General features: G+C 73.6%; 20 protein-coding genes. 9 read left to right on the top strand and 11 right to left on the bottom strand.

Annotated features, from left to right (window positions below; translation table 11 throughout):
* Positions 1-91 precede the first annotated feature (91 nt).
* From purE to LQ51_RS00550, 3 genes are all read right to left on the bottom strand, one after another.
* Complete coding sequence (purE, locus tag LQ51_RS00560; protein WP_046562590.1) at positions 92-583, bottom strand: 5-(carboxyamino)imidazole ribonucleotide mutase; 492 nt, start codon at positions 581-583, stop codon at positions 92-94.
* 109 nt (positions 584-692) lie between these two features.
* Entirely contained in the window at positions 693-1,853 is a 1,161-nt protein-coding gene (locus tag LQ51_RS00555) for a 5-(carboxyamino)imidazole ribonucleotide synthase (RefSeq protein ID WP_046562589.1), read from the bottom strand.
* A 56-nt stretch (positions 1,854-1,909) separates the two neighbouring features.
* Positions 1,910-2,386, bottom strand: coding sequence for a hypothetical protein (locus LQ51_RS00550; RefSeq protein WP_052744709.1), 477 nt, complete (start codon positions 2,384-2,386; stop codon positions 1,910-1,912).
* A gap of 100 nt (positions 2,387-2,486) precedes the next feature.
* Between LQ51_RS00550 and LQ51_RS00545 the strand changes: the two genes are divergently transcribed.
* Positions 2,487-3,071 carry a PadR family transcriptional regulator gene (locus LQ51_RS00545; protein WP_046562588.1) on the top strand — a complete coding sequence of 195 codons (585 nt, stop codon included), beginning with the start codon at positions 2,487-2,489 and terminating at the stop codon, positions 3,069-3,071.
* 12 nt (positions 3,072-3,083) lie between these two features.
* Entirely contained in the window at positions 3,084-3,734 is a 651-nt protein-coding gene (locus LQ51_RS00540; RefSeq protein ID WP_046562587.1) for a pyridoxine/pyridoxamine 5'-phosphate oxidase, read from the top strand.
* A gap of 4 nt (positions 3,735-3,738) precedes the next feature.
* On the opposite strand, the gene LQ51_RS00535 is transcribed toward LQ51_RS00540, so the two are convergent.
* The 4 genes from LQ51_RS00535 to mca form a co-directional block, all read right to left on the bottom strand.
* Positions 3,739-5,832 (bottom strand): thioredoxin domain-containing protein, encoded by a 2,094-nt coding sequence (locus LQ51_RS00535; RefSeq protein WP_046562586.1) that lies wholly within the window; start codon positions 5,830-5,832, stop codon positions 3,739-3,741.
* 79 nt (positions 5,833-5,911) lie between these two features.
* A complete protein-coding gene (locus tag LQ51_RS00530; RefSeq protein WP_046562624.1) occupies positions 5,912-8,401 on the bottom strand; it encodes a putative bifunctional diguanylate cyclase/phosphodiesterase in 2,490 nt (829 codons plus the stop codon).
* Positions 8,402-8,623: 222 nt separating this feature from the next.
* Positions 8,624-8,917: a hypothetical protein gene (locus tag LQ51_RS00525; protein ID WP_197087483.1), complete on the bottom strand. Its 294-nt coding sequence runs from the start codon at positions 8,915-8,917 to the stop codon at positions 8,624-8,626.
* 51 nt (positions 8,918-8,968) lie between these two features.
* The gene (gene mca / locus LQ51_RS00520; protein ID WP_082159201.1) at positions 8,969-9,850 is read right to left on the bottom strand and encodes a mycothiol conjugate amidase Mca; all 882 of its coding nucleotides are present in this window, start codon (positions 9,848-9,850) and stop codon (positions 8,969-8,971) included.
* Positions 9,851-10,060: 210 nt separating this feature from the next.
* On the opposite strand from mca, the gene LQ51_RS00515 reads away from it, so the two are divergent.
* Positions 10,061-10,495: a DUF4307 domain-containing protein gene (locus tag LQ51_RS00515; RefSeq protein WP_046562583.1), complete on the top strand. Its 435-nt coding sequence runs from the start codon at positions 10,061-10,063 to the stop codon at positions 10,493-10,495.
* Positions 10,496-10,620: 125 nt separating this feature from the next.
* Positions 10,621-11,121 (top strand): transcription elongation factor GreA, encoded by a 501-nt coding sequence (gene greA / locus LQ51_RS00510; RefSeq protein ID WP_046562582.1) that lies wholly within the window; start codon positions 10,621-10,623, stop codon positions 11,119-11,121.
* 133 nt (positions 11,122-11,254) lie between these two features.
* Here greA and ilvA read toward each other — a convergent pair whose 3' ends face one another.
* The 4 genes from ilvA to LQ51_RS00490 are packed head-to-tail and all read right to left on the bottom strand — an operon-like array spanning position 11,255 to position 16,066.
* Positions 11,255-12,478: a threonine ammonia-lyase gene (gene ilvA, locus LQ51_RS00505; protein ID WP_046562581.1), complete on the bottom strand. Its 1,224-nt coding sequence runs from the start codon at positions 12,476-12,478 to the stop codon at positions 11,255-11,257.
* Positions 12,475-13,443, bottom strand: a complete 969-nt coding sequence (locus tag LQ51_RS00500; protein ID WP_046562580.1) for a DUF4328 domain-containing protein — start codon at positions 13,441-13,443, stop codon at positions 12,475-12,477. The genes ilvA and LQ51_RS00500 overlap by 4 nt, the downstream gene beginning before the upstream one ends.
* Positions 13,444-13,493: 50 nt before the next feature.
* Complete coding sequence (locus tag LQ51_RS00495) at positions 13,494-14,906, bottom strand: amidase (RefSeq protein WP_046562579.1); 1,413 nt, start codon at positions 14,904-14,906, stop codon at positions 13,494-13,496.
* Positions 14,907-14,923: 17 nt separating this feature from the next.
* Positions 14,924-16,066 carry a cystathionine gamma-synthase gene (locus LQ51_RS00490; RefSeq protein ID WP_046562578.1) on the bottom strand — a complete coding sequence of 381 codons (1,143 nt, stop codon included), beginning with the start codon at positions 16,064-16,066 and terminating at the stop codon, positions 14,924-14,926.
* Between the two features lie 96 nt (positions 16,067-16,162).
* On the opposite strand from LQ51_RS00490, the gene LQ51_RS00485 reads away from it, so the two are divergent.
* The 5 genes from LQ51_RS00485 (at position 16,163) to LQ51_RS00465 (ending at position 20,447) form a co-directional block, all read left to right on the top strand.
* Entirely contained in the window at positions 16,163-16,492 is a 330-nt protein-coding gene (locus LQ51_RS00485; RefSeq protein ID WP_046562577.1) for a hypothetical protein, read from the top strand.
* Between the two features lie 235 nt (positions 16,493-16,727).
* On the top strand, positions 16,728-17,186 hold the full coding sequence (locus tag LQ51_RS00480; protein WP_052744707.1) for a nucleotidyl transferase AbiEii/AbiGii toxin family protein: 459 nt from the start codon (positions 16,728-16,730) through the stop codon (positions 17,184-17,186).
* 128 nt (positions 17,187-17,314) lie between these two features.
* Complete coding sequence (locus LQ51_RS00475) at positions 17,315-17,728, top strand: HIT family protein (protein WP_046562576.1); 414 nt, start codon at positions 17,315-17,317, stop codon at positions 17,726-17,728.
* A 78-nt stretch (positions 17,729-17,806) separates the two neighbouring features.
* Positions 17,807-18,469 (top strand): peptide-methionine (S)-S-oxide reductase MsrA, encoded by a 663-nt coding sequence (gene msrA, locus LQ51_RS00470; protein WP_046562575.1) that lies wholly within the window; start codon positions 17,807-17,809, stop codon positions 18,467-18,469.
* Between the two features lie 193 nt (positions 18,470-18,662).
* Positions 18,663-20,447 carry an N-acetylglutaminylglutamine amidotransferase gene (locus LQ51_RS00465; RefSeq protein ID WP_046562574.1) on the top strand — a complete coding sequence of 595 codons (1,785 nt, stop codon included), beginning with the start codon at positions 18,663-18,665 and terminating at the stop codon, positions 20,445-20,447.

The following is a 20,447-nucleotide window of genomic DNA, read 5'->3' as shown; positions in this document are numbered from 1 at the left end:
CACCCCGAATGCGGCAGGTCGGGGCCTCCGGAGCGGCAGTAGCCCCAACCTGCCGCAAACCGAGTCGATCAAACGGGCCGGGGTCGAGGCGTCAGGTCAGGGAGGCGCGGAGGGCGGCGTCCTTTTCGGCGACCAGCTTCTCCAGGCCGGCCTGGTAGTCGGCCATCCGCTTGAGCAGCGCCGGGTCGGACGCGCCCAGGATGCGCACGGCGAGCAGACCGGCGTTGCGGGCGTTGCCGATGGAGACCGTGGCCACCGGTACGCCGGCGGGCATCTGCACGATGGAGAGCAGCGAGTCCATCCCGTCCAGGTGCTTCAGCGGCACCGGCACGCCGATCACCGGCAGCGGGGTGACCGAGGCGACCATGCCCGGCAGGGCGGCCGCGCCGCCGGCGCCCGCGATGATCACCTTCACGCCCCGGTCGGCGGCGTCCCGGCCGTACTCGATCATCTTGACCGGGGTCCGGTGCGCGGAGATCACCTGGACCTCGTACGGCACGTCGAACTCGTCCAGCGCCTCGGCGGCGGCCTTCATGGTCGGCCAGTCCGAGTCGCTGCCCATGATCAGCCCGACGGTGCTCACGCTGGTAGTCCCTTCGTTCGCGACTGCGGGGCTCGCAAGCTCACTCCTCGCGCTCACTGGTCATCCCCTTCGTTCGCGACTGCGGGGCTCGCAAGCTCACTCCTCGCGCTCACTGGTGCCCTTCGCGCAGCCAGCGGGCGGCTCGCGCGGCCCGGGCCCGTACGTCGGCCAGGTCGCTACCGAGCACGGTGACGTGCCCGATCTTGCGACCCGGGCGCACCTGCTTGCCGTACAGGTGGACCTTGGCGCCGGGCTCGGCGGCGAAGAGGTGGTGCAGCCGCTCGTCGAGGGAGATCCCGCCCGGCTCACCGCCGAGCACGTTCGCCATCACGACGACCGGGGCGGTGAGCGACGTGTCGCCCATCGGGTAGTCGAGCACGGCCCGCAGGTGCTGCTCGAACTGCGAGGTCCGGGCTCCCTCGATGGTCCAGTGGCCGGAGTTGTGCGGGCGCATGGCCAGCTCGTTGACGACCAGCCCGTCGGGCGTCTCGAACAGCTCCACCGCGAGCAGGCCGACCACGCCGAGCGCGGTGGCCAGGTCGATGGCGAGCTGCTGGGCCGCGAGCGCCCGCTCCTCGCCCAGGCCGGGGGCCGGGGCCAGCACCTCGACACAGATGCCGTCCTGCTGCACCGTCTCCACCACCGGGTACGCGGCGACCTGCCCGAACGGCGAGCGGGCCACCTGCACGGCCAGCTCCCGGCGAAGCGCCACCCGCTCCTCGACGATCAGCGGGGTGCCGCCGGCGAGCAGCGTGGCCGCCAGCTCCTCGGCCTGGACCGCGTCGTCGACCAGCCAGACGCCCCGGCCGTCGTACCCGCCCCGGGCCGCCTTGAGCACCACCGGCCAGCCGACCTCCGCGCCGAAGGCGACCAGGTCGGCGGGCTGCTCGACCGGACGCCAGGCCGGGTTCGGCGCGCCCAGCTCACCGAGGCGCTCCCGCATCACCCGCTTGTCCTGGGCGTGCACCAGCGCCTCGGCGGGCGGGAAGAGCTTCGCCCCCTCCTCGGTGAGGGTGCGGATGTGCGCGTTGGGCACGTGCTCGTGGTCGAAGGTGACCACGTCGCAGCCCTTGGCGAAGGTGCGCAGCGCGGCCAGGTCGGTGTGGTCGCCGTACTGGACGTCGGCGGCGACCAGGGCGGCGCCGTCGTCCGGGGCGAGCGCGAGCACGCGCAGCGACTGGCCGAGGGCGATGGCGGCCTGGTGGGTCATCCGGGCCAGCTGGCCACCGCCCACCATGCCGACGACAGGCAGTCCGGTACGGGAATCCATAGCGCCGCCAGCCTATCCGGGCCGGTGCCCACGCCGTCCCGGAGGGCCGGGGGTGCTCAGGCGGCCATGGTCACCGCGATCCGGCGTGGGGCGCGGGCGATCTCCCGCGCGGTGGCCCGGGCGATGAACGCGGAGCCGATCAGGGTCGGGGCGAGCCAGGCGATCAGGTTGCCGTCGGTCATCTGCACGGCGAACCCGGTGACGAAGGCGATCACCGTACTGCCCATCAGGTTGAGGTGCCAGATCCGCCAGCCGCGCGGGCCGAGGCGGCGCGGACGGCGGCGGGCGATCAGGACGCCGCCCACCAGCCAGCCGAGGGTGAGTGCGCCGAGCACGGCCAGCCCCCACAACCGGGCCGGATCGAGGGCGAAGAGGCCGAGCGCGCTGAGGCTGAGGCCGAGGGCCGCGCCGGCGTAGACCCAGCCGAGCCGGGTGTGCCGGCCCCGCCGCTTCGGAGCGAGCAGCACGGGCAGGGCGAGCAGCAGCCCGAGGCTGCCGCTGACCGCGTGGACGACAACGAGAAACGTACGCATGACAGCCTCCCCCGCAGCCGACCTCCCACTGTGGGAGGTCGCCGCAGTCAGCATGCGACCTGACACAATGGGATGTCAAGCACCTTCGAAGGAGCAACCGATGCCGGACCGGCCGATGAACGCCACCGCCGCCTCCCTGCTGGGCTTCCTGCACGACGGCCCGATGACCGGCTGGGACCTGGTCGAGTACGCGCAGCAGCGGATCGGCGGATTCTGGTCCCTGACCCAGAGCCAGGTCTACCGGGAACTGGCCGCGATGGCCGCCGCCGGACTGGTCCGGGCCGGCGAGCGGGGGCGGCGCGATCGGCAGCCCTACGAGATCACCGAAGCCGGCCGCGCGGCCTTTGCCGAGTGGGCCGCCAACCCCCCGGCGGAGGAGGCCATCCGGTTCCCGCTGCTGCTGACGGTGCTCTTCGGCCGGCACCTGCCGCCGGAGCGGCTGGCCGAATACCTGGCCGCACACCGGGCCACCCACGCCGCCCGGCTCGCCGGATACGAGGCGGTGGCCGCCGCGCTGCCCGCGGAGGCCGACGACATCGACCCCTACTCGGTGGCGACGCTGCGGTTCGGGCTGGCCTACGAACGGGCGGTCCTCGACTGGTTCGACGCCCTGCCGGGGCCACTGCGGTTGGCGGACGGGAACGGTGCCGCGGGAGGCGAGGGCAGCCCACCGGCCGCCGATTGACATGATCAGGTCATGAGCACCCGCGACCTGCTGCGCGGGCTTCCCGTGCTCGCGCACGAGATGCCCCCGTTCGACCCCGCCGACACGCCCGACGCCCCGGTTCCGCTCTTCGCCTCCTGGCTGGCCGGGGCGATCGACGCCGGCGTGGACGAACCGCATGCGATGACCGTCTCGACCGTCGACGTCGACGGCTGGCCGGACGCGCGGGTGCTGATCCTCAAGGATCTGGACGCCGCCGGCTGGCACTTCGCCACCACCTCCACCAGCGCCAAGGGGCGGCAACTCGCCGCCAACCCGCGGCTCGCGCTCAGCTTCCACTGGCGGGAGCAGGGCCGGCAGGTCCGGGTGCGCGGCACCGCCCGACCCGCCGATCCCGACGTGTCCCGGCGGGACTTCCTGGCCCGGCCGGAAGGTTCCCGGATCGCGACCCTGGCCGGCCGGCAGAGCGCCGTCCTACCCGACCGGACCGAGCTGGACCGGGAACTGGCCGCGGTGCGCGCCCGACTGGCCGCCGACCCGGACCTGGTCGCCGAGGGGCACACGGTCTACACGGTCGCCCCCGAGACGGTCGAGTTCTGGCAGGCCGACCGGGAGCGCCGGCACGTCCGGCTGCGCTACCGTCGGGCCGCGACCGGCTGGGAGCGCGAGCTGCTCTGGCCCTGACCGCTCAGCCGAGCTCGGCGACCAGGTCGTCGACCGAGGTCACCGGCCGCTGGCAGACGAAACCCTGGCACACGTACGCGGCCGGTCGCCCGTCGACCAGCGGCCGGTCCGCCAGCAGCGGTACGCCGGGCTGGTCGGGACGACCCGCCACCACCACGGCGCCGGGCGGGGCGTACCGGTGCGCGGCGGCCAGCAGCGGCTCGCCGACCGGGTCGTCGGTCACCACGGCGATCTCGTACGGGCCGGAGAGCAGCGCCTCGCCGACGGCCGCCGCGTACCCGGTGAACCGGGCGTGCCGGCCGACGATCGGCGCGACGGTCGACAGGGCCGCCTCGGCCGCCTCCCGGTAGCGCGTCTGCCCGGTCAGTGCCGCGTACGCGACCAGCGCCGCCACGATCGCCGAACGGCCGGACGGGGTGGCGTTGTCGGTCGGGTCGGCCGGCCGGGTTACCAGCCGCTCGGCATCGTCGGCGGTGTCGTAGAAGCCGCCGTCCGGCGCGGCGAACCGGGCCAGCGCCACGTCGAGCAGCTCCCCGGCCAGCGCCAGCCAGCGCCCCTCGCCGGTGAGCTGGTGCAGGGCGCAGAACGCCTCGGCCACGCAGCCGTAGTCCTCCAGCACACCGGCCGGCTCGCCAACCACCTTGTCCCGGGAGACCCGGCGCAGCCGCCCGTCCACGATGTGCACGCCGGCCAGGTGCTCGGCGGTGTCCCGCATGGCCCCGTCGGCGACGATGGTGACGCCCTCCATCAGGTTGGCGTCCTCGTCGTCGGGGGCCGCGTAGAGCGCGGCGACCTGCTGGAACTCGGCGATAGCGGTGATCGCCAGCCCGTTCCAGGCGGCCACCACCTTGTCGTCCCGGGCCGGCTGCGGGCGGGTGTCCCGGGCCGCGAGCAGCCGCGCCACCACGTCCTGCCAGCGGCTCCGTACCGCCGGGTCGGCGTCGTCCACGTCCCGGGCCAGCCGCAGCACGCTGGTGCCGTGCTCGACGAGCCTCCTTCCGTCCGGAGTGCCGTCCTGCGGCGCGGCGGCGGAATGGGGCTCGAACGTCCCGGCCTCGGTCATCCCGAACAGGTCGGCGGCGAAGCGGCCGTCCTCCTCCCCCAGCACCTCGACGAGTTGGGTCGGTGTCCAGACGTAGGTGAGACCCTCGACGCCCGCGGTGTCGGCGTCCAGCGCGGACGCGAAGCCCTCACCGGGCTTGTGCAGCTCGTCGGCGAGGAAGCGGGCGGTGTCCCGGGCCACCCGGCGGGCCAGCCGGTCGCCGGTGAGCCGCCACAGCTGGGTGTAGACCCGCAGCAGCAGGGCGTTGTCGTAGAGCATCTTCTCGAAGTGCGGCACCGTCCAGTGACCGTCCACCGAGTAGCGGGCGAACCCGCCGGCGAGCTGGTCGTGCAGGCCACCGCGGGCCATCGCCTCGGCGGTGTGCCGGACGATCTCCAGGCTCCGGGCCGAGCCGGTGCGCTGGTGGTGCCGGAGCAGGAAGAGCAGGTTCATGTGCGGCGGGAACTTCGGGGCGCCGCCGAACCCGCCGTTGGTCTCGTCGTACTCCTGGGCGAGCTGGCCGGCGGCGGCGTCGAGCAGGTCGGCGGTGAGCGGGGCGGTCAGCCCACCGACGGCCTGCGCGCCGCCGATCGCCTCGACCACGGCGGCGCCCTGGCTCAGCACCGCCTCCCGCTGGTCGCGCCAGGCGGCGGCGACCGAGCCGAGCAGCCGGATGAAGTTGGGCCGGGGAAAGTACGTGCCGCAGAAGAACGGCGTGCCGTCCGGGGCGGCGAAGACCGTCATCGGCCAGCCGCCCTGCCCGGTCATCGCCTGCGTGGCGGTCATGTAGACCGCGTCCACGTCGGGCCGTTCCTCCCGGTCGACCTTTACGCAGACGAAGTCGTCGTTCATCAGCCGGGCCACGGCCTCGTTCTCGAAGGACTCGTGCGCCATCACGTGGCACCAGTGGCAGGCCGCGTAGCCCACCGAGATGAGCACCGGCACGTCGCGCCGTTTCGCCTCGGCGAACGCCTCCTCGCCCCACGGCCACCAGTCGACCGGGTTGTCGGCGTGCTGGAGCAGGTACGGGGACGTGGCGTCGGCGAGTCGGTTCACCCGACGACCATAACCAGACCCGCGGCGCGCCGCCGTCGGGTCACCCGCGGACCGCCGGGTCGGCGTGCCCCCGGCCGGGTCAGGAGGCGCCGTCGGCGCGCAGCGGGAAGACGTTGCCCTGGGCGTTGTCGCGCAGCGTCCCCAGCACCGCCCCGATCTTGTCCGCCGGCATCGGCTTGAAGAAGTGGTAACCCTGCGCCGAGGTGCAGCCCAGCTCCGCCAGCGCGGTCCGCTGCTCGGCGGTCTCCACCCCCTCGGCCACCACCCGCAGGCCCAGCTCCTGGGCCAGCCCGACCGTGGTACGGACGATCGCCGCCGCCTCCGGCGAGTCGGCCATCCGGAGCACGAAGGAGCGGTCCACCTTCAGCTCGTCCACCGCGATCCGGGTCAGGAAGGTCAGCGACGAGAACCCGGTGCCGAAGTCGTCGACGGCCAGCTGCACGCCCATCGTCCGGAGGTTGGTCAGCACCTCGTCGATGACCTCCAGCTCGCTCATCACCACCGTCTCGGTGATCTCCAGGACCAGCCGGTGCGGCGGGACCTGATGCCGGCGCAGTGCGTCGCCGATCTCGCCGGGCAGCCGCGGGTCGAGCAGGCTGCGCGCCGAGAGGTTGACCGAGATCGGCACGTCCAGCCCCTCACGGGCCCAGTCGGCGGCCACCGCGAGCGCCTTGTCCAGCACGTACCGGGTGAAGGTGCCGAGCTGCTCGCTGTTCTCCACCGGGCGGATGAAGTCGGCCGGGCCGAGCCAACCGCGGCGCGGGTGCTGCCAGCGGATCAGCGCCTCCACCCCGGTCGGCGCGCCGGTGGTCAGGTCCACCGCCGGCTGCAACGCCAGCACCAGCTGGTCGTCGGCCTCCAGCGCCTCCCGCAGCTCGGCGAGGAGCGCCAGGTGGTCGGTGCTCGCCGCGTCCCGGGAGCTGTCGTACGCGGCGACGCTGCCGCCGCCCTCCTTCGCCTGGTACATGGCGATGTCGGCTCGGCGCAGCAGCTCGGTCATGTCGGCGGTACCCGCGTCGGCGACCACCACCCCGACGGCCACCTCGACGGACATCCGCACCCCGGCCACCTCGGTCGGCGCGGCCAGCCGCTCGGCGATCTCCCGGGCCTGGCGCAGCGCGTACGCGATCGGGACGGTCCGGTCGTCGAGCACCGGGACCGCGGTCAGCAGCAGGGCGAACTCGTCGCCACCGAGCCGGCCGAGCAGGTCGCCGGGACGGGCCAGGGCGGCCAGCCGGCTCGCGGTCAGCCGCAGCAGCTGGTCCCCCGCGGCGTGCCCCAGGGTGTCGTTGACCTCCTTGAACTGGTTCACGTCGAGCAGCAGCAGCGCCACCGGATGATCGTGCGCGAGCTGCCGCAGCGCCTCGTCGCCCTTGGTGAGCAGGGCGGCCCGGTTGAGCAGCCCGGTGAGCTGGTCGTGCACCGCCTCGTACGACGAACGGGCGGTGACCAGCCGCAGCTCCCGGTGGGTGGCGGCGTCGTGCAGGGCGGCGGCCAGGGCGTCGCCGAACGCGGCCACCCCGTCGCGCTCCCGGGCGCTCGGCGGGGCGGACCGGGCGAAGTGCACCCGCAGCCGGCCCACCTCGGTGCTGCCCACGGTGAGCGACCGCACCAGCTCGTGCTCCCCGGGCTCGGCCGGGGCCGGGGGTGTGATCTCGCGGTCGCGCACCTGGCCGCCCGCGTCGGCCCGGTAGCGCCGCCACCGGCCGTCGCCCCGAGCCACGTCCACCTCGACCAGTTCGGCGCCGAACAGGGACAGCGCGCCGGACACCGCGGCCGTCGCCACGCCCCGCTCGTCGAGCTGGTTGAGCGCGGCGGTGGCCTCCGCGAACGCCCGCCAGGTGCGCCGCTCCTGGTCGGCCCGGAGCCGGTGCCGGTAGGTCTGCTGGAGCAGCCAGAGCGGCGGCGGCAGGAGCAGCAGCCAGCGGGCGTCCAGCTCCAGCAGCGTGACCACCACCAGGCCGACGGCCACGTTCCCGACGAACATCAGCAGCTTGCCGCGGAGCGCCGCGATCAGCGGCGGGCCGATCGGGATGCCGTGCCGCAGCGCCAGCGTGGCCCCGCCCAGCCAGACCGTGGTCAGCAGGTACGTCACCGAGCCGGCGACCAGCGCGAGGGCCAGCTCGGGCGTCGGCGCGGCCAGCAGCGGCCGGCCGAGCGCGGTGGCCACCACGGCGGCGAGGGCCGCGGCGGCGGTCAGCGAGCCGATGATCCGGACCAGTTCCAGCACCGGGCGGCGGTCGGCGAGCAGCGACATGGCCGTCCAGGCGGCCCCGGCGCCGAGCAGGGTCGCCGCCGGCAGCCAGCCGGCCGGTGCGACGTAGAGGCAGATGACCAGCGCCGCCTCGCCCCAGGTGATGCTGACCATCCCGGTCGCGGTGCGGAACCGCAGGCGGGCGAAGTGGGCCACGGCGACGGCGGCGACCGCGATGCCGAAGCGGGCGGCCGGCGGCAGCGGGTCGTCCGCTGGCAGGGACGCGGGACCGGCGAGCCCCAGCACGGTGGCCACCAGGGCGGTCACCGCGACCGCGACGGTCAGCAGGAGAACCCCGACCGGCGTGCCGCGCAGGCCGAGCCGGTCGGGGCGGTCACCGCCCCTGCCGGAGGTCACGGGCCCACCCCGTCCGGCGGTGGTCCGAGGGCACGGCGGGCGGCCACGGCTGCCACGAACATCGGCGCCCCCCTTCCGCGCACGGCTCAGGGACTTTTGGTCCCCCCGGCGGAAGGCTAAGCCAAAGCCGGTGGTCGCAACAGGGGGCGACGACCGGCTTCGACGTGATTCATGCGCCGACTACCCGTTTCGGCGCTGCTCGGAGCCGTTGGGAGCCGTCGGGTGCGATTCCTGCGCGGTGGAGCCGCCTGTCGGATCGGTGACTGCCGCGTCGGCCGGGGTGTGGTCGGCCGGACCGCCCTGCTGGGGGAACCGGTCCGGCAGCCGCCGCAGCCGGGCGTTCATGTTGCGGATCAGCAGGATGGTCGCGGCGCCGAGCAGCAGGATGAGGAAAAGACCCATCGGACCGGCCAGCCCACCCGTACGGGTGTCACCGAAGTTGTTCTCCGCGAGCACCTGGGCGGCGGTGGTCAGCATGGTGTTCCTCCGATATGTGGCTGCCCCCCAGGGTAGCCCCCCGCCGGATCAGCGGGCATGGGCCGTCTCCCGGACCCCGGCGAAGAGGTCCGACTCGGGCAGCGGGCTGTCCACCAGCGAGCGGGCGAGCTGGTAGTCCTCCGTCGGCCAGGCGCGCTGCTGCAGGTCCATCGGCACCTGGAACCAGAAGCCGTCCGGGTCGATCTGGGTGGCGTGGGCGCGCAGCGCGTCGTCGCGGACCGGGAAGTATTCCGCGCACTCCACCCGGGTGGTGATCCGGCCGCCCTTGTCCTCCCGGTCCTCCCAGCGCTTCATCCAGTCGCCGTACGGCGACTCCAGGCCGGCGGCGAGCATCCCCTCGTGCAGCGCCATGATCTTCGCCCGGGAGAACCCGATGTCGTAGTAGAGCTTCAACGGCTGCCACGGCTCACCCAGGTCGGGGTAGCGCTCCGGATCGCCGGCGGCCTCGAACGCGGCCACCGTCACCTTGTGGGTCATGATGTGGTCCGGGTGCGGGTAGCCGCCCTCCTCGTCGTACGTGGTGACGACGTGCGGACGGAACTGGCGCATCAGCCGCACCAGCGGGGCGGCCGCGACCTCGATGTCCTGCAGCGCGAAGCAGCCCTCGGGCAGCGGCGGCAGCGGGTCGCCCTCGGGCAGCCCGGAGTCGATGAAGCCGAGCCAGGCCTGCTCGATGCCGAGGATCGCGCGGGCCGCGTCCATCTCGGCGCGGCGGATCTCGCCGATGTTGGCCCAGACGTCCGGCCGGTCCATCTTCGGGTTGAGCACGCTGCCCCGCTCACCGCCGGTGCAGGTGACGACCAGGACATCCACCCCCTCGGCGACGTATTTCGCCGTGGTCGCGGCGCCCTTGCTCGACTCGTCGTCGGGATGGGCGTGCACCGCCATGAGACGCAACTGCTGGGCCACCTTCGGCTCCTCGTCTGTGCCGACCGGCCGGACCCACCCGGGCCGGACCGGCTGACCTGCCGGAATCTCCCCCCGCGCCCGCGAAAGCCCCCGTGCTGGCCGGCGGGCGCCGCGCCCGACCTGCCATCCTTGACTCAGCGCCGGGCTGGGAAGATGGACTCTGCCATTCTTGCCGATGCCGCCGACAACAACGCCAGGAGATACCCGCCGGTGAGCGAGACGCACGCCACAATCGCACCGGGTGAGCCGGTCTTCCCGCCCGGCCGTTACGGCCGTCGCCGGGAGCCCGGCCGCCGCCGTCCGCTGTTGCCGGCCCTGGTGGCGGTCGTGCTGCTGGCCGTCCTCGGGCTGGCCGCCACGAAGCTCTACCGGCAGTACGGCGACCCCGACTACCGCGCCCAGGTGATCACCTACACCGGGATCACCGACTCCCGCGTGGTGGTCGACTTCCGGGTCACCGTGCCGCCCGGCGGGTCGGCGACCTGCCTGCTGCGCGCTCGCGCCCACGACGGCGCCGAGGTGGGACACGTCGAAACGACCGTGACCGCCGCCGCCGGCCAGCGGCACGTCACCGCCCAGCGGGAGGTGCCGACCACCGCCCGGCCCTTCATCGGCGAGGTGCTGCGCTGCCGGCCGGCGGCCTGACCCGCCCGGAACCGGGGGTTCCGGCCCTGCCTCTCGGGGTGATCGGCGACACCCCCGTGCGGTGCGGCACTGGTAACTTGGAAGTTCACCTGTCAGCCAGTCCGTACCAACCGAGGAGACCGCCTGTGTCCACCAACGGCAACGAGGCGCCCGCCACCTGGCTGTCCCAGGACGCATACGACCGCCTGAAGGCCGAGCTCGACGAGCACATCGCCAACCGGCCGGTCATCGCCGCCGAGATCAACGCCCGGCGCGAAGAGGGCGACCTGCGGGAGAACGGTGGCTACCACGCCGCCCGGGAAGAGCAGGGCAAGGCCGAGGGGCGCATCCGCTACCTCCAGGAGCTGCTGCGCACCGCCAAGGTCGGCGAGGCTCCGACCGCCGACGCGGTGTCGCCCGGCATGGTGGTGACGATCTACTTCGACGACGACGCCGACGACACGGAGACCTTCCTGCTCGGCTCCCGGGAGATCGCCTCCACCACCGACCTGACCGTCTACAGCCCCGAGTCGGCGCTCGGCAAGGCGATCCTCGGCGGCAAGGCGGGCCAGACCTGCACCTACACGGCGCCCAGCGGCGCCGACATCAAGGTGACGGTGGTGAAGTTCGAGCCGTTCTCCGGCTAGCAGACATCCGGACCCGCGCCGGGTGGCTCGGGTCCGACCCGACCGAGGCTGACAGGCTCCTCGGACCCGAGCCACACCGCGAACGCCCCGACCTACCGGTCGGGGCGTTCGCGTTTCCGTCGGCCGGCGCGGCTCACGACTCGGCCGCGAAGACCACCTGGTAGCCGCTGGCCCGCAGGGCGCTGATCAACGTGTCCGAGTGCTCCACCCCGCGGGTCTCCACCGACAGGGCCACCTCCACCTCACCCAGGCCCAGGTGCGGGTTGGCCCGCTGGTGCTCGACGTCCACCACGTTGGCCCGGTGCTCGGCGATCTCGCTGAGCAGCGACGCGAGCTGGCCCGGCCGGTCCGAACAGCGCACCGTCACGCGCAGGTAGCGGCCGGCCGCGGCCAGGCCGTGCTCGATCACCCGGAGCAACAGCAGCGGGTCGATGTTGCCGCCGGAGAGCACCGCCACCACCGGCGCCCGCACCCCCTCGACCACCCCGGCCAGCAGCGCCGCCACGCCGACCGCCCCGGCCGGCTCGACCACCTGCTTGCCCCGCTCCAGCAGCATCAGCAGCGCCCGGGAGATGTCCTCCTCGGAGACCGTGACGATCTCGTCGACCAGCTTGCGGACGTGGGTGAAGGTCAGCTCGCCGGGGCGGCCCACCGCGATGCCGTCGGCGATGGTCGAGAACGACGGCAGGCGGACCGGCTCGCCGGCCTTGAGCGAGGGCGGGAAGGCGGCGGCGCTCGCCGCCTGCACCCCGATCACGCGTACGTCGGGGCGCAGCGCCTTGGCCGCCACCGCCATCCCGGAGATCAGGCCACCGCCGCCCACCCCGGTCACGATCGTCTTCACGTCCGGGCACTGTTCGAGGAGCTCCAGCGCCACCGTGCCCTGGCCGGCGATGACGTCCGCGTGGTCGAACGGGTGGATGAGCACCGCCCCGGTCCGCTCCGCGTAGGTCTGCGCCGCGACCAGCGCCTCGTCCACCGTGTTGCCGACCAGCTCGACCGAGGCGCCGTACCCCTTGGTGGCGGCCACCTTCGGCAGCGGGGCGTTCACCGGCATGAAGACCGTGGCGTGCGTGCCGACCAGTCCGGCGGCGAGCGCCACCCCCTGCGCGTGGTTGCCCGCGCTCGCCGCGACCACGCCGCGCTCCCGCTCCGCCGGGGAGAGCCGGGAGATCCGCACGTACGCGCCGCGCACCTTGTACGACCCGGCCCGTTGCAGGTTCTCGCACTTCAGCCACACCGGGCCGCCCAGCGCGGCGCTCAACGGCCGGGAAGGCTCCAGCGGGGTGGTCCGGGTGACCCCGGCGAGCAGCTCCCGCGCGGCCTGTACGTCGGCGAGACCGACCAGTTCCGTCATGCCCCGATCGTGCCACCCGGTCCCGGCGGAACCTGCGGCGACGCCGCCGACGGGCCGGCCGGCGGCGCGAGCTCCACCGCCGCGCCGGGCGCGGCGTGCGGCACGGGCGCGGCGTGCGGCACGGGCGCGGTGTGGGCCACCGGGAACGGCGCGGGAGCGGCGGCCGCGGGCCAGCCGGGGTGACCGGGCCAGCCGGGCCAGGCGGGTACGGCCCGCGCGATCCGGTCCTGCTGGGCGGCGGAGATCCGGCGGATCAGCACGATGAACGAGATCGCCGCGACCAGGCAGGCCACCGCCGGCAGCAGCCGTGGCGGAAGCGCGTCCTGGTAGAAGCGGACGTAGGTGGCGAACTCCCCGTCGTTGCGCGGCCACTGGGTCAGCCGTTCGTACCGCCGGTCCTCCGCCTGGGCGACGATCCGGTCCCCGATCGAGAACACCAGCCAGGCCGCCCACCAGAGCCAGATGAGCCCGGGGGTACGGCGCCGCCACAGGCTGTACCGGGCCACCTCGGCGACCACCCGGACGGGCACGACGAAGCTGGCGATCGGCACCAGCCAACCGGCGATCGCCCAGCCGGTGCCCTGGGTCGGCGCGGCGCCCGGGAACGCGTCCAGGTTCTTCCGCACCCGCCAGGTCCAGATCACCACCAGCGTCGCGGCGGTCAGCAGGGCGAGTACGAACGGCAGGGTGAACGCGACCTCGGCCAGCACCGCGCCCAGCAGCACGTCCCGGTCGAGCTGCGCGGCGGCCGAGCGGGCCAGGCGGACCCCCAGCAGCGGGAAGAGCGCCGACAGCAGGAACAGCACGGCGGTCGCCCCGACCGCGACGGAGGCGGCCACGCCCAGCCCTCGGACGGCGTACGTGGGCACGCCGGGGGCCACCGCCGGCTGGCCGGTCCGGGTGCCGCAGCGCTGGCACTCCTCGAAGGCGGGAGACGGGGCGTCCCCGCAGGTCTGGCAGTTCATCGGGCGACCGTCCGGAGGTGTGCGCGAAGGGGTGCGCACACGTTAGACGATCAAGCGGTGGCCGGCGACCCCGTGCCGACCCGGGGGTAACCGGGGGCGTGCCGGGACCAGGGGGCCTGCAGCTCGAACTGGCCGGCGACGCCGAGCAGCAGCAGCTCCGAGCCGGGCGGGCCGACGAGCTGCACGGCGACCGGAAGGCCGTCCGGGCGGCGGCCGACCGGCACCACGATGGCCGGCAGCCCGGCGATGTTCCACGGCGCGGCGTACGGCGCGTACCGGATGTTGGCCTTCATGTTCGCCAGCCAGGACCGGCCGGACCAGCCGGCGGCCTCCGGCGGCGGGCCGGCCAGCGCCGGGGTGAGCAGCAGGTCGACCGAGTGGTCGGCGAAGAAGCCGATCGAGCGCTCCCGCCAGGCAGCCCGGTCGGCCTCCCGGACGTACCCCCGGCGCTGCGCCCACTCGCCGAGCGCGACGTGCCGGCGGCTGCGGGGTTGCAGACCCTGCCGGGGCACCCCGGCGGCCCGCACGTCGGCGGCGGCCGCCGCGAACCAGGTGGCGACGCCCTGTAGGCCCAGCCGGGTCGGGTAGACCGGGTCGGCCGGGACGGTGTCGTGTCCGGCGGCGGCCAGCAGCCGGCCGGCGGCGGCCACCGCGTCCCGGTTCGACGCGTCCGGCGCGACCCCGCGCACCGGGGAGCGCAGCGAGACCCCGACCCGCAGCCGGGGCGGCGGGACCAGCTTCTCCGGGCGGCGGCCGGCCAGCACCGAGAAGCCGACCACCGCGTCGGCGACGGTGCTGGTGAGCATGCCGTGCTCGGTCAGCCCGAACCAGTCCTCGGCGCCGAGCTGGCAGGGCACCACCCCGCGGCCGGGCTTGAGCCCGACCAGGCCGCAGCAGGCCGCCGGGATGCGGATCGAGCCCAGGCCGTCGTTGCCGTGCGCCATCGGCACCAGGCCGGCGGCGACCGCGGCGGCCGCGCCACCCGAGGAGCCGCCCGGGGTACGCGAGCGGTCCCACGGGTTGCGGGTCACCGCGGTCTCGTCGTCGGTGAGCGCCCAGAGGCCGAGCTCCGGCATCCGGGTCACCCCGAGGATCACCGCGCCCGCGCCGCGCAGCCGGCGGACAACCTCGTGGTCGGCCTCCGCCACCGGGGTACGCACGGCCGCCGACCCGTTCCAGGTGGGCAGGCCGGCGACCGGGGTGTTCTCCTTGACCGCGACCGGCACCCCGGCCAGCGGGAGGTTGGCCAGGTCCTCCTGCTCGTCGACCTTCTCCGCCTCGGTGATCGCCTCGCCGCCGCGTACCGTGCGGAAGGCGGCCAGCTCGGCGTCGGCCCGGGCGAGGTGGTCCAGGTGGTCGGCGACGACCTGGGTGGCGGAGACGTCACCCCGGCGTACGCCCCGGGCGATCTGTTTCGCGGTCGCCCCCACCCAGGTCGTCGGCATGATGTCCGGCACGGCCACCCTCCCCAAGCCAGCGGTCAGCCCAGCGCCTGCTCCAGATCGGCGAGCAGGTCGTCGACCGTCTCGATGCCGACAGACAGTCGCACGAGATCGCCGGGAACTTCAAGCGGCGAGCCGGCAGCGCTCGCGTGTGTCATCCGGCCCGGGTGCTCGATCAGGGACTCGACCCCGCCGAGGGACTCGGCGAGCACGAACAGCTTCGCCCGGTTGCAGATCTCCACGGCGTGCTCCTCGCCGCCCGCGGCGCGGAACGAGATCATGCCGCCGAACCGGCGCATCTGCTTGGCGGCCACCTCGTGGCCGGGGTGCGCCGGCAGGCCCGGATAGATCACCTGCGCGACCTTGGCGTGACCGTCCAGGTAGGCCGCGATCCGCTCGGCGTTGTCGCAGTGCCGGTCCATCCGTACCCCGAGGGTCTTGATGCCCCGCAGGGTGAGCCAGGCGTCGAAGGGCCCGTTCACCGCGCCCATCGCGTTCTGGTGGTAGCGCAGCTCCTCGCCGAGCGTCCGGTCGGCGGCGACCAGCGCGCCACCGACCACGTCGGAGTGTCCGCCGATGTACTTCGTGGTGGAGTGGACCACCACGTCCGCGCCGAAGGCGATCGGCTGCTGCAGGTACGGCGAGGCAAAGGTGTTGTCGACCACCAGCAGCGCGCCGGCGTCGTGCGCGACGGCGGCCAGGGCGGCGATGTCGGCGATGCCGAGCAGCGGGTTGGTCGGCGTCTCCACCCAGACGATCTTCGTGGCGCCGGGGCGGATGGCCGCCCGGACCGCGTCCGGGTCGGAGACCTTCGCCGGGGTGTACGCCAGCCCCCAACGCTCGGCCACCTTCGCGAAGAGCCGGTACGTGCCGCCGTACGCGTCGTCGGGGATCACCACGTGATCGCCCGGCTTGCAGACGGTACGCAGCAGGGCGTCCTCGGCGGCCAGGCCGCTGGCGAAGGCGAGGCCCACCGGCCCGCCCTCCAGCGCGGCCAGGCACTCCTGCAGCGCGTCCCGGGTCGGGTTGCCGGAGCGGCTGTACTCGTAGCCCTGCCGGGGCGCACCGACGGCGTCCTGGGCGTACGTGCTGGTCTGGTAGATCGGCGGGATCACCGCGCCCGTGCGGGCCTCCGGGTCCTGGCCGGCGTGGATGGCGAGCGTCTCGAAGCCGTGGTTCATGACCGAGACGTTAGTCCGCCCGCCTGTCCCAGCGCGTGGAACCCGGACGCGGGTCACTACCGCGAAGGTGTCCGACCGGTCGGCCATACTGGCTCGGTGACCTCGACCGAAGCTCTGCCGTCCCGCCTGCTCGGCGTGGTCGACCGGATCCCGCCGTCGCTGGGGCTCCTGTCGGGGCCCGACCAGGGCCAGGTCAGTTTGCCGGTCCGCCTCGCCTGGTCCGGCCCGACCGAGTTCGACGTCACCGACCCCCGACAGCGGCTCACCCTCTACTGCCTCCTGCTGGACTGCGGCCAGCGGGACGACATCGTCCGATACGTCAACGCGACGCTGCTCCGCCGGGACTGGCCACGCATCTGCCGGCTGACCACGCGTCGGCTCACCCGGCTCTGGGAGCGGAGACTCCCTGAGCTCGCCGCGCACTGATGGACACGCTGCACCGCCGACTCCTCCGGGTCGGCTTCGCTGCTGGCGACGACCTGGGCCTGGTGCTCGCCGGCGGTTACGCCATGTGTGCCCACGAGCTGGTGAACCGGCCGTCCCAGGACATCGACTTCGCCACGGCTACCGCGTTGCCGCTGCCGACCGTGGTTGCCCGGGCCTCAGCGATGCCTACAGGGCGGCCGGGTTCACTGCCCGGATCGTCGAGGTAACACCGCGGATGGCCCGCATCCTGGTCGCGGACGACACCGCATCGTGCGAGGTCGACCTGCTCAAAGAAGCGATCGGTCCACCTGCGCGGTTGGCGATCGGACCGGTACTCGCCTTCGATGACGCGGTCGGGCTCAAGATGCGCGCGTTGCACGACCGTGCGGCCCACCGGGACTACATCGACGTCCGGGCGGCGCACGAGCGGCTGAGTTGGAACGAGCTGGAGCAGTTGGCGGCGCGCCACACCGCTGGTTTCTCGCTGGAGGAGCTCGCCGACCGGTTGGGCGGCGTCGAGGAGCGGGAAGAACGCGTCTTCCTCTCCTACGGGCTCGACGGCGCGCAGGTCGACGAATTGCGGGCCTGGGCACTGCGCTGGGAGGCGGACATCCGCCGCCGGTTGGCAAACGGGGAGACCGGACCGACCGGGGTCCCCGACGACGACTGGGACGCCTACCTCGACGGGTCCTGACCGGCCGGTGAAGACCTCCCCTCTGGCCCGGGTGCCCCGGTAGTCCTTGCCGTGCCGGGATGAGCGTCAGGCCGCCAAGATCGGCGTGGGGACCGGCACGTTCGTAAGACAGCGCCTAGCCTGGATGAGTGGCTGGGTGCGTGTTCTGCGGGATCGTGGCGGGCGAGGTGCCGGCGTTCCGGGTCGTCGACGAGGCGGACGGGGTGGCTTTCCTGGACACCCGGCCGGTGTTCAAGGGGCACGTGCTGGTGGTGCCGCGCACCCACCTGGTGACCCTGGCCGACCTGCCGGCCGACGCGCTGCCCGGTTACTTCCGGCTGGTGCAGCGGATCAGCGTGGCGGTGCAGACCGGTCTGGGGTCCGGCGGCACCTTCGTGGCGATGAACAACACGGTGTCCCAGTCGGTGCCGCACCTGCACACCCACGTGGTGCCCCGCACGAAGGGCGACGGCCTGCGCGGCTTCTTCTGGCCCCGCACCCGCTACTCCGGTGACGACGAGGCCGAGGAGTACGCGGCCCGGGTGGCCGCCGCCCTCGGCTGACGCCCGGGGGCAGCGGGTAAGGAACCGGACGTCGGCGCTGTTGTACCCGGTGGGAAAGCCGAGAGAGGAGTCCCAACCGTGTTCCTTCGCCGCATGAAGGCCGAAATGATCTCTCCCGACCAGGCCCTGCCCGGTCGCCTGATCGCGATGCCGGTCGCCGACCGGCACGAGGTGCTGCCCTCCTCCCTGACGGGCCCCTTCCCGGCGGGCGCGCAGGTCGCCGTCTTCGGGATGGGCTGCTTCTGGGGCGCCGAGCGGCTCTTCTGGACCCTGCCGGGCGTGATCACCACGTCGGCCGGCTACGCCGGCGGCTACACGCCGAACCCGACGTACGAGGAGGTCTGTTCGGGGCTGACCGGGCACGCCGAGGTGGTTCAGGTGGTCTACGACCCGACCAAGATCGCCTACGAGGACCTGCTCAAGGTGTTCTGGGAGAATCACGACCCGACCCAGGGCCTGCGCCAGGGCAACGACGTCGGCTCGCAGTACCGCTCGGCGATCTACACCACCACCGACGAGCAGCTCGCCGTCGCGCAGGCGTCGCGGGACGCGTTCGCGCCGATCGTGGCGCGCGCCGGCAAGGGTGAGATCACCACGGAGATCGCTCCGCTGGGTGACTACTACCTGGCCGAGGACTACCACCAGCAGTATCTGGCCCCGACCAAGAATCCGAACGGCTACTGCAACCACGGCCCGAACGGGCTGAGCTGCCCGGTCGGCGTGGCCCGTACCGCCGGCTGAGCGAGGGACGTCCGGGCCTGCGGTGTTCGTCACACCGCGGGCCCGGCGCATTTCCGACACCGGTCGCTCCGGCACCCAAACCGCCCGGCTCGGAACGGCACCACCGCCGCAGCGGGGCATGATAGCGAGCCGTCACACAACTGTCATCGTCTCAACAGGCAAACCGCAACAACCTCTGGCAGCATGGGGCCGCATGTGCGGACTTGCGGGAGAGTTCCGCCGTGACGGCTCGCGCGCCGATGTCGGCGTGGTGGAGCGCATGGCGGCGACGATGGACGACCGAGGGCCCGACGACGGCGGGGTCTGGTCGCAGGGCCGGGTGGCACTCGGGCACCGCCGCCTGAAGATCATCGACCTGTCGGCGGCCAGCGGCCAGCCACTGGTCGACCCGGCCGCCGGCCTCGCCGGTGTCTTCAACGGCTGCATCTACAACTACCGGGAACTGCGGGAGGAACTGCGGGCCAGGGGCCACCGCTTCTTCTCCTCCGGCGACAGCGAGGTGGTGCTCAAGGCGTACGCCGAGTGGGGGCTGGACTTCGTCGACCACCTGGTCGGCATGTTCGCGGTGGCGATCAGCGAGCGGGACACCGGCCGCCTGGTGCTGGCCCGGGACCGCCTCGGCATCAAGCCGCTCTACCTGGCCGAGACGCCCAGCGCGGTCCGCTTCGCCTCGACCCTGCCGGCGCTGCTGGCCGGCGGCGGGATCGACACCAGCATCGACCCGGTGGCGCTCGCCCACTACCTGAGCTTCCACAGCATCGTGCCGCCGCCCCGCACCATCCTGCGCGGCGTGGCCAAGCTGCCGCCGGCCACGGTCCGGGTGTACGAGCCGGACGGCGCCACCCACGAGCGGGTCTACTGGGATCCGGCGTTCAGCCGCGCCGCCGAGCGGGCGGACTGGTCCGCGCGGGACTGGCAGGACGCGCTGCTGGACTCGCTGACCACCGCCGTACGCCGCCGGATGGTGGCCGACGTGCCGGTGGGCGTGCTGCTCTCCGGCGGCCTCGACTCCAGCCTGGTGGTCGCGCTGCTCGCCGGGGAGGGCCAGTCCGGGCTGGCCACCTTCTCGATCGGCTTCGAGGCGGTCGGCGGCCGGGAGGGCGACGAGTTCGTCTACTCCGACCTGGTGGCGAAGACGTTCAACACCGACCACCACCAGATCCGGGTGCCCACCGGTGACCTGCTGCCGCCGCTGGAGGCCGCCGTCGCGGCCATGAGCGAGCCCATGGTCAGCCACGACTGCGTCGCGTTCTGGCTGCTCAGCCAGGAGGTCGCGCGGCACGTCCGGGTGGTCCAGTCGGGTCAGGGCGCGGACGAGATCCTGGGCGGCTACCACTGGTACCCACCGCTCGCCGGCGTGGACCGGGAGCGGGCGCTCGAGACGTACGCGAAGGCGTTCTTCGACCGCGACGCGGCCGGACTGGCCCGGGTGCTCAACCCGGCGTGGCTGGCCGACGGCGACCCGGCCCGCGCGTACGTCGCCGCGCACCTGGCCCGGCCCGGCGCGCAGACCGCGGTCGACGCCGGCCTGCGGATCGACACCCAGGTCATGCTCACCGACGACCCGGTGAAGCGGGTCGACAACATGACGATGGCGCACGGGCTGGAGGCCCGGGTGCCGTTCCTCGACCACGAGTTCGTCGAACTGGCCGCGAGTTGCCCGCCGGAACTGAAGCTCGCCCAGGGCGGCAAGGGCGTGCTCAAGGAGATCGGCCGGCGGGTCCTGCCGCCCGAGGTGATCGACCGGCCGAAGGGCTACTTCCCGGTGCCGGGCCTCACCCACCTGGAGGACAAGCTCCTCGACCGGGTACGCGACGCGCTGACCGCGCCCGAGGCCCGCCGCCGCGACCTGTTCCGCGCCGACTACGTCGACGCGCTGCTCGCCGACCCGAACGCCGAACTGACCCCGTTGAACGGAAACAAGCTGTGGCAACTGGGACTCCTGGAAATGTGGCTCCAGAGCCACGGAATCGACTGA

Origin of the sequence: Micromonospora sp. HK10 (genome assembly GCF_000982955.1) — a bacterium.
GTDB lineage: Bacteria > Actinomycetota > Actinomycetes > Mycobacteriales > Micromonosporaceae > Micromonospora.
Note: the sequence above shows the minus strand (reverse complement) of the source record. Positions and strands in the feature narration are given on the sequence as shown.

Excerpts from the sequence above, each read along its gene's own strand:
- LQ51_RS00465 (WP_046562574.1), top strand. The coding sequence starts at position 18,663 with ATGTGCGGACTTGCGGGAGAGTTCCGCCGTGACGGCTCGCGCGCCGAT.
- ilvA (WP_046562581.1), bottom strand. The coding sequence starts at position 12,478 with ATGACGGAACTGGTCGGTCTCGCCGACGTACAGGCCGCGCGGGAGCTG.
- LQ51_RS00500 (WP_046562580.1), bottom strand. The coding sequence starts at position 13,443 with ATGAACTGCCAGACCTGCGGGGACGCCCCGTCTCCCGCCTTCGAGGAG.
- LQ51_RS00490 (WP_046562578.1), bottom strand. The coding sequence starts at position 16,066 with ATGAACCACGGCTTCGAGACGCTCGCCATCCACGCCGGCCAGGACCCG.
- LQ51_RS00545 (WP_046562588.1), top strand. The coding sequence starts at position 2,487 with ATGCCGGACCGGCCGATGAACGCCACCGCCGCCTCCCTGCTGGGCTTC.
- LQ51_RS00480 (WP_052744707.1), top strand. The coding sequence starts at position 16,728 with ATGGCCCGCATCCTGGTCGCGGACGACACCGCATCGTGCGAGGTCGAC.
- LQ51_RS00550 (WP_052744709.1), bottom strand. The coding sequence starts at position 2,386 with ATGCGTACGTTTCTCGTTGTCGTCCACGCGGTCAGCGGCAGCCTCGGG.
- LQ51_RS00540 (WP_046562587.1), top strand. The coding sequence starts at position 3,084 with ATGAGCACCCGCGACCTGCTGCGCGGGCTTCCCGTGCTCGCGCACGAG.
- LQ51_RS00555 (WP_046562589.1), bottom strand. The coding sequence starts at position 1,853 with ATGGATTCCCGTACCGGACTGCCTGTCGTCGGCATGGTGGGCGGTGGC.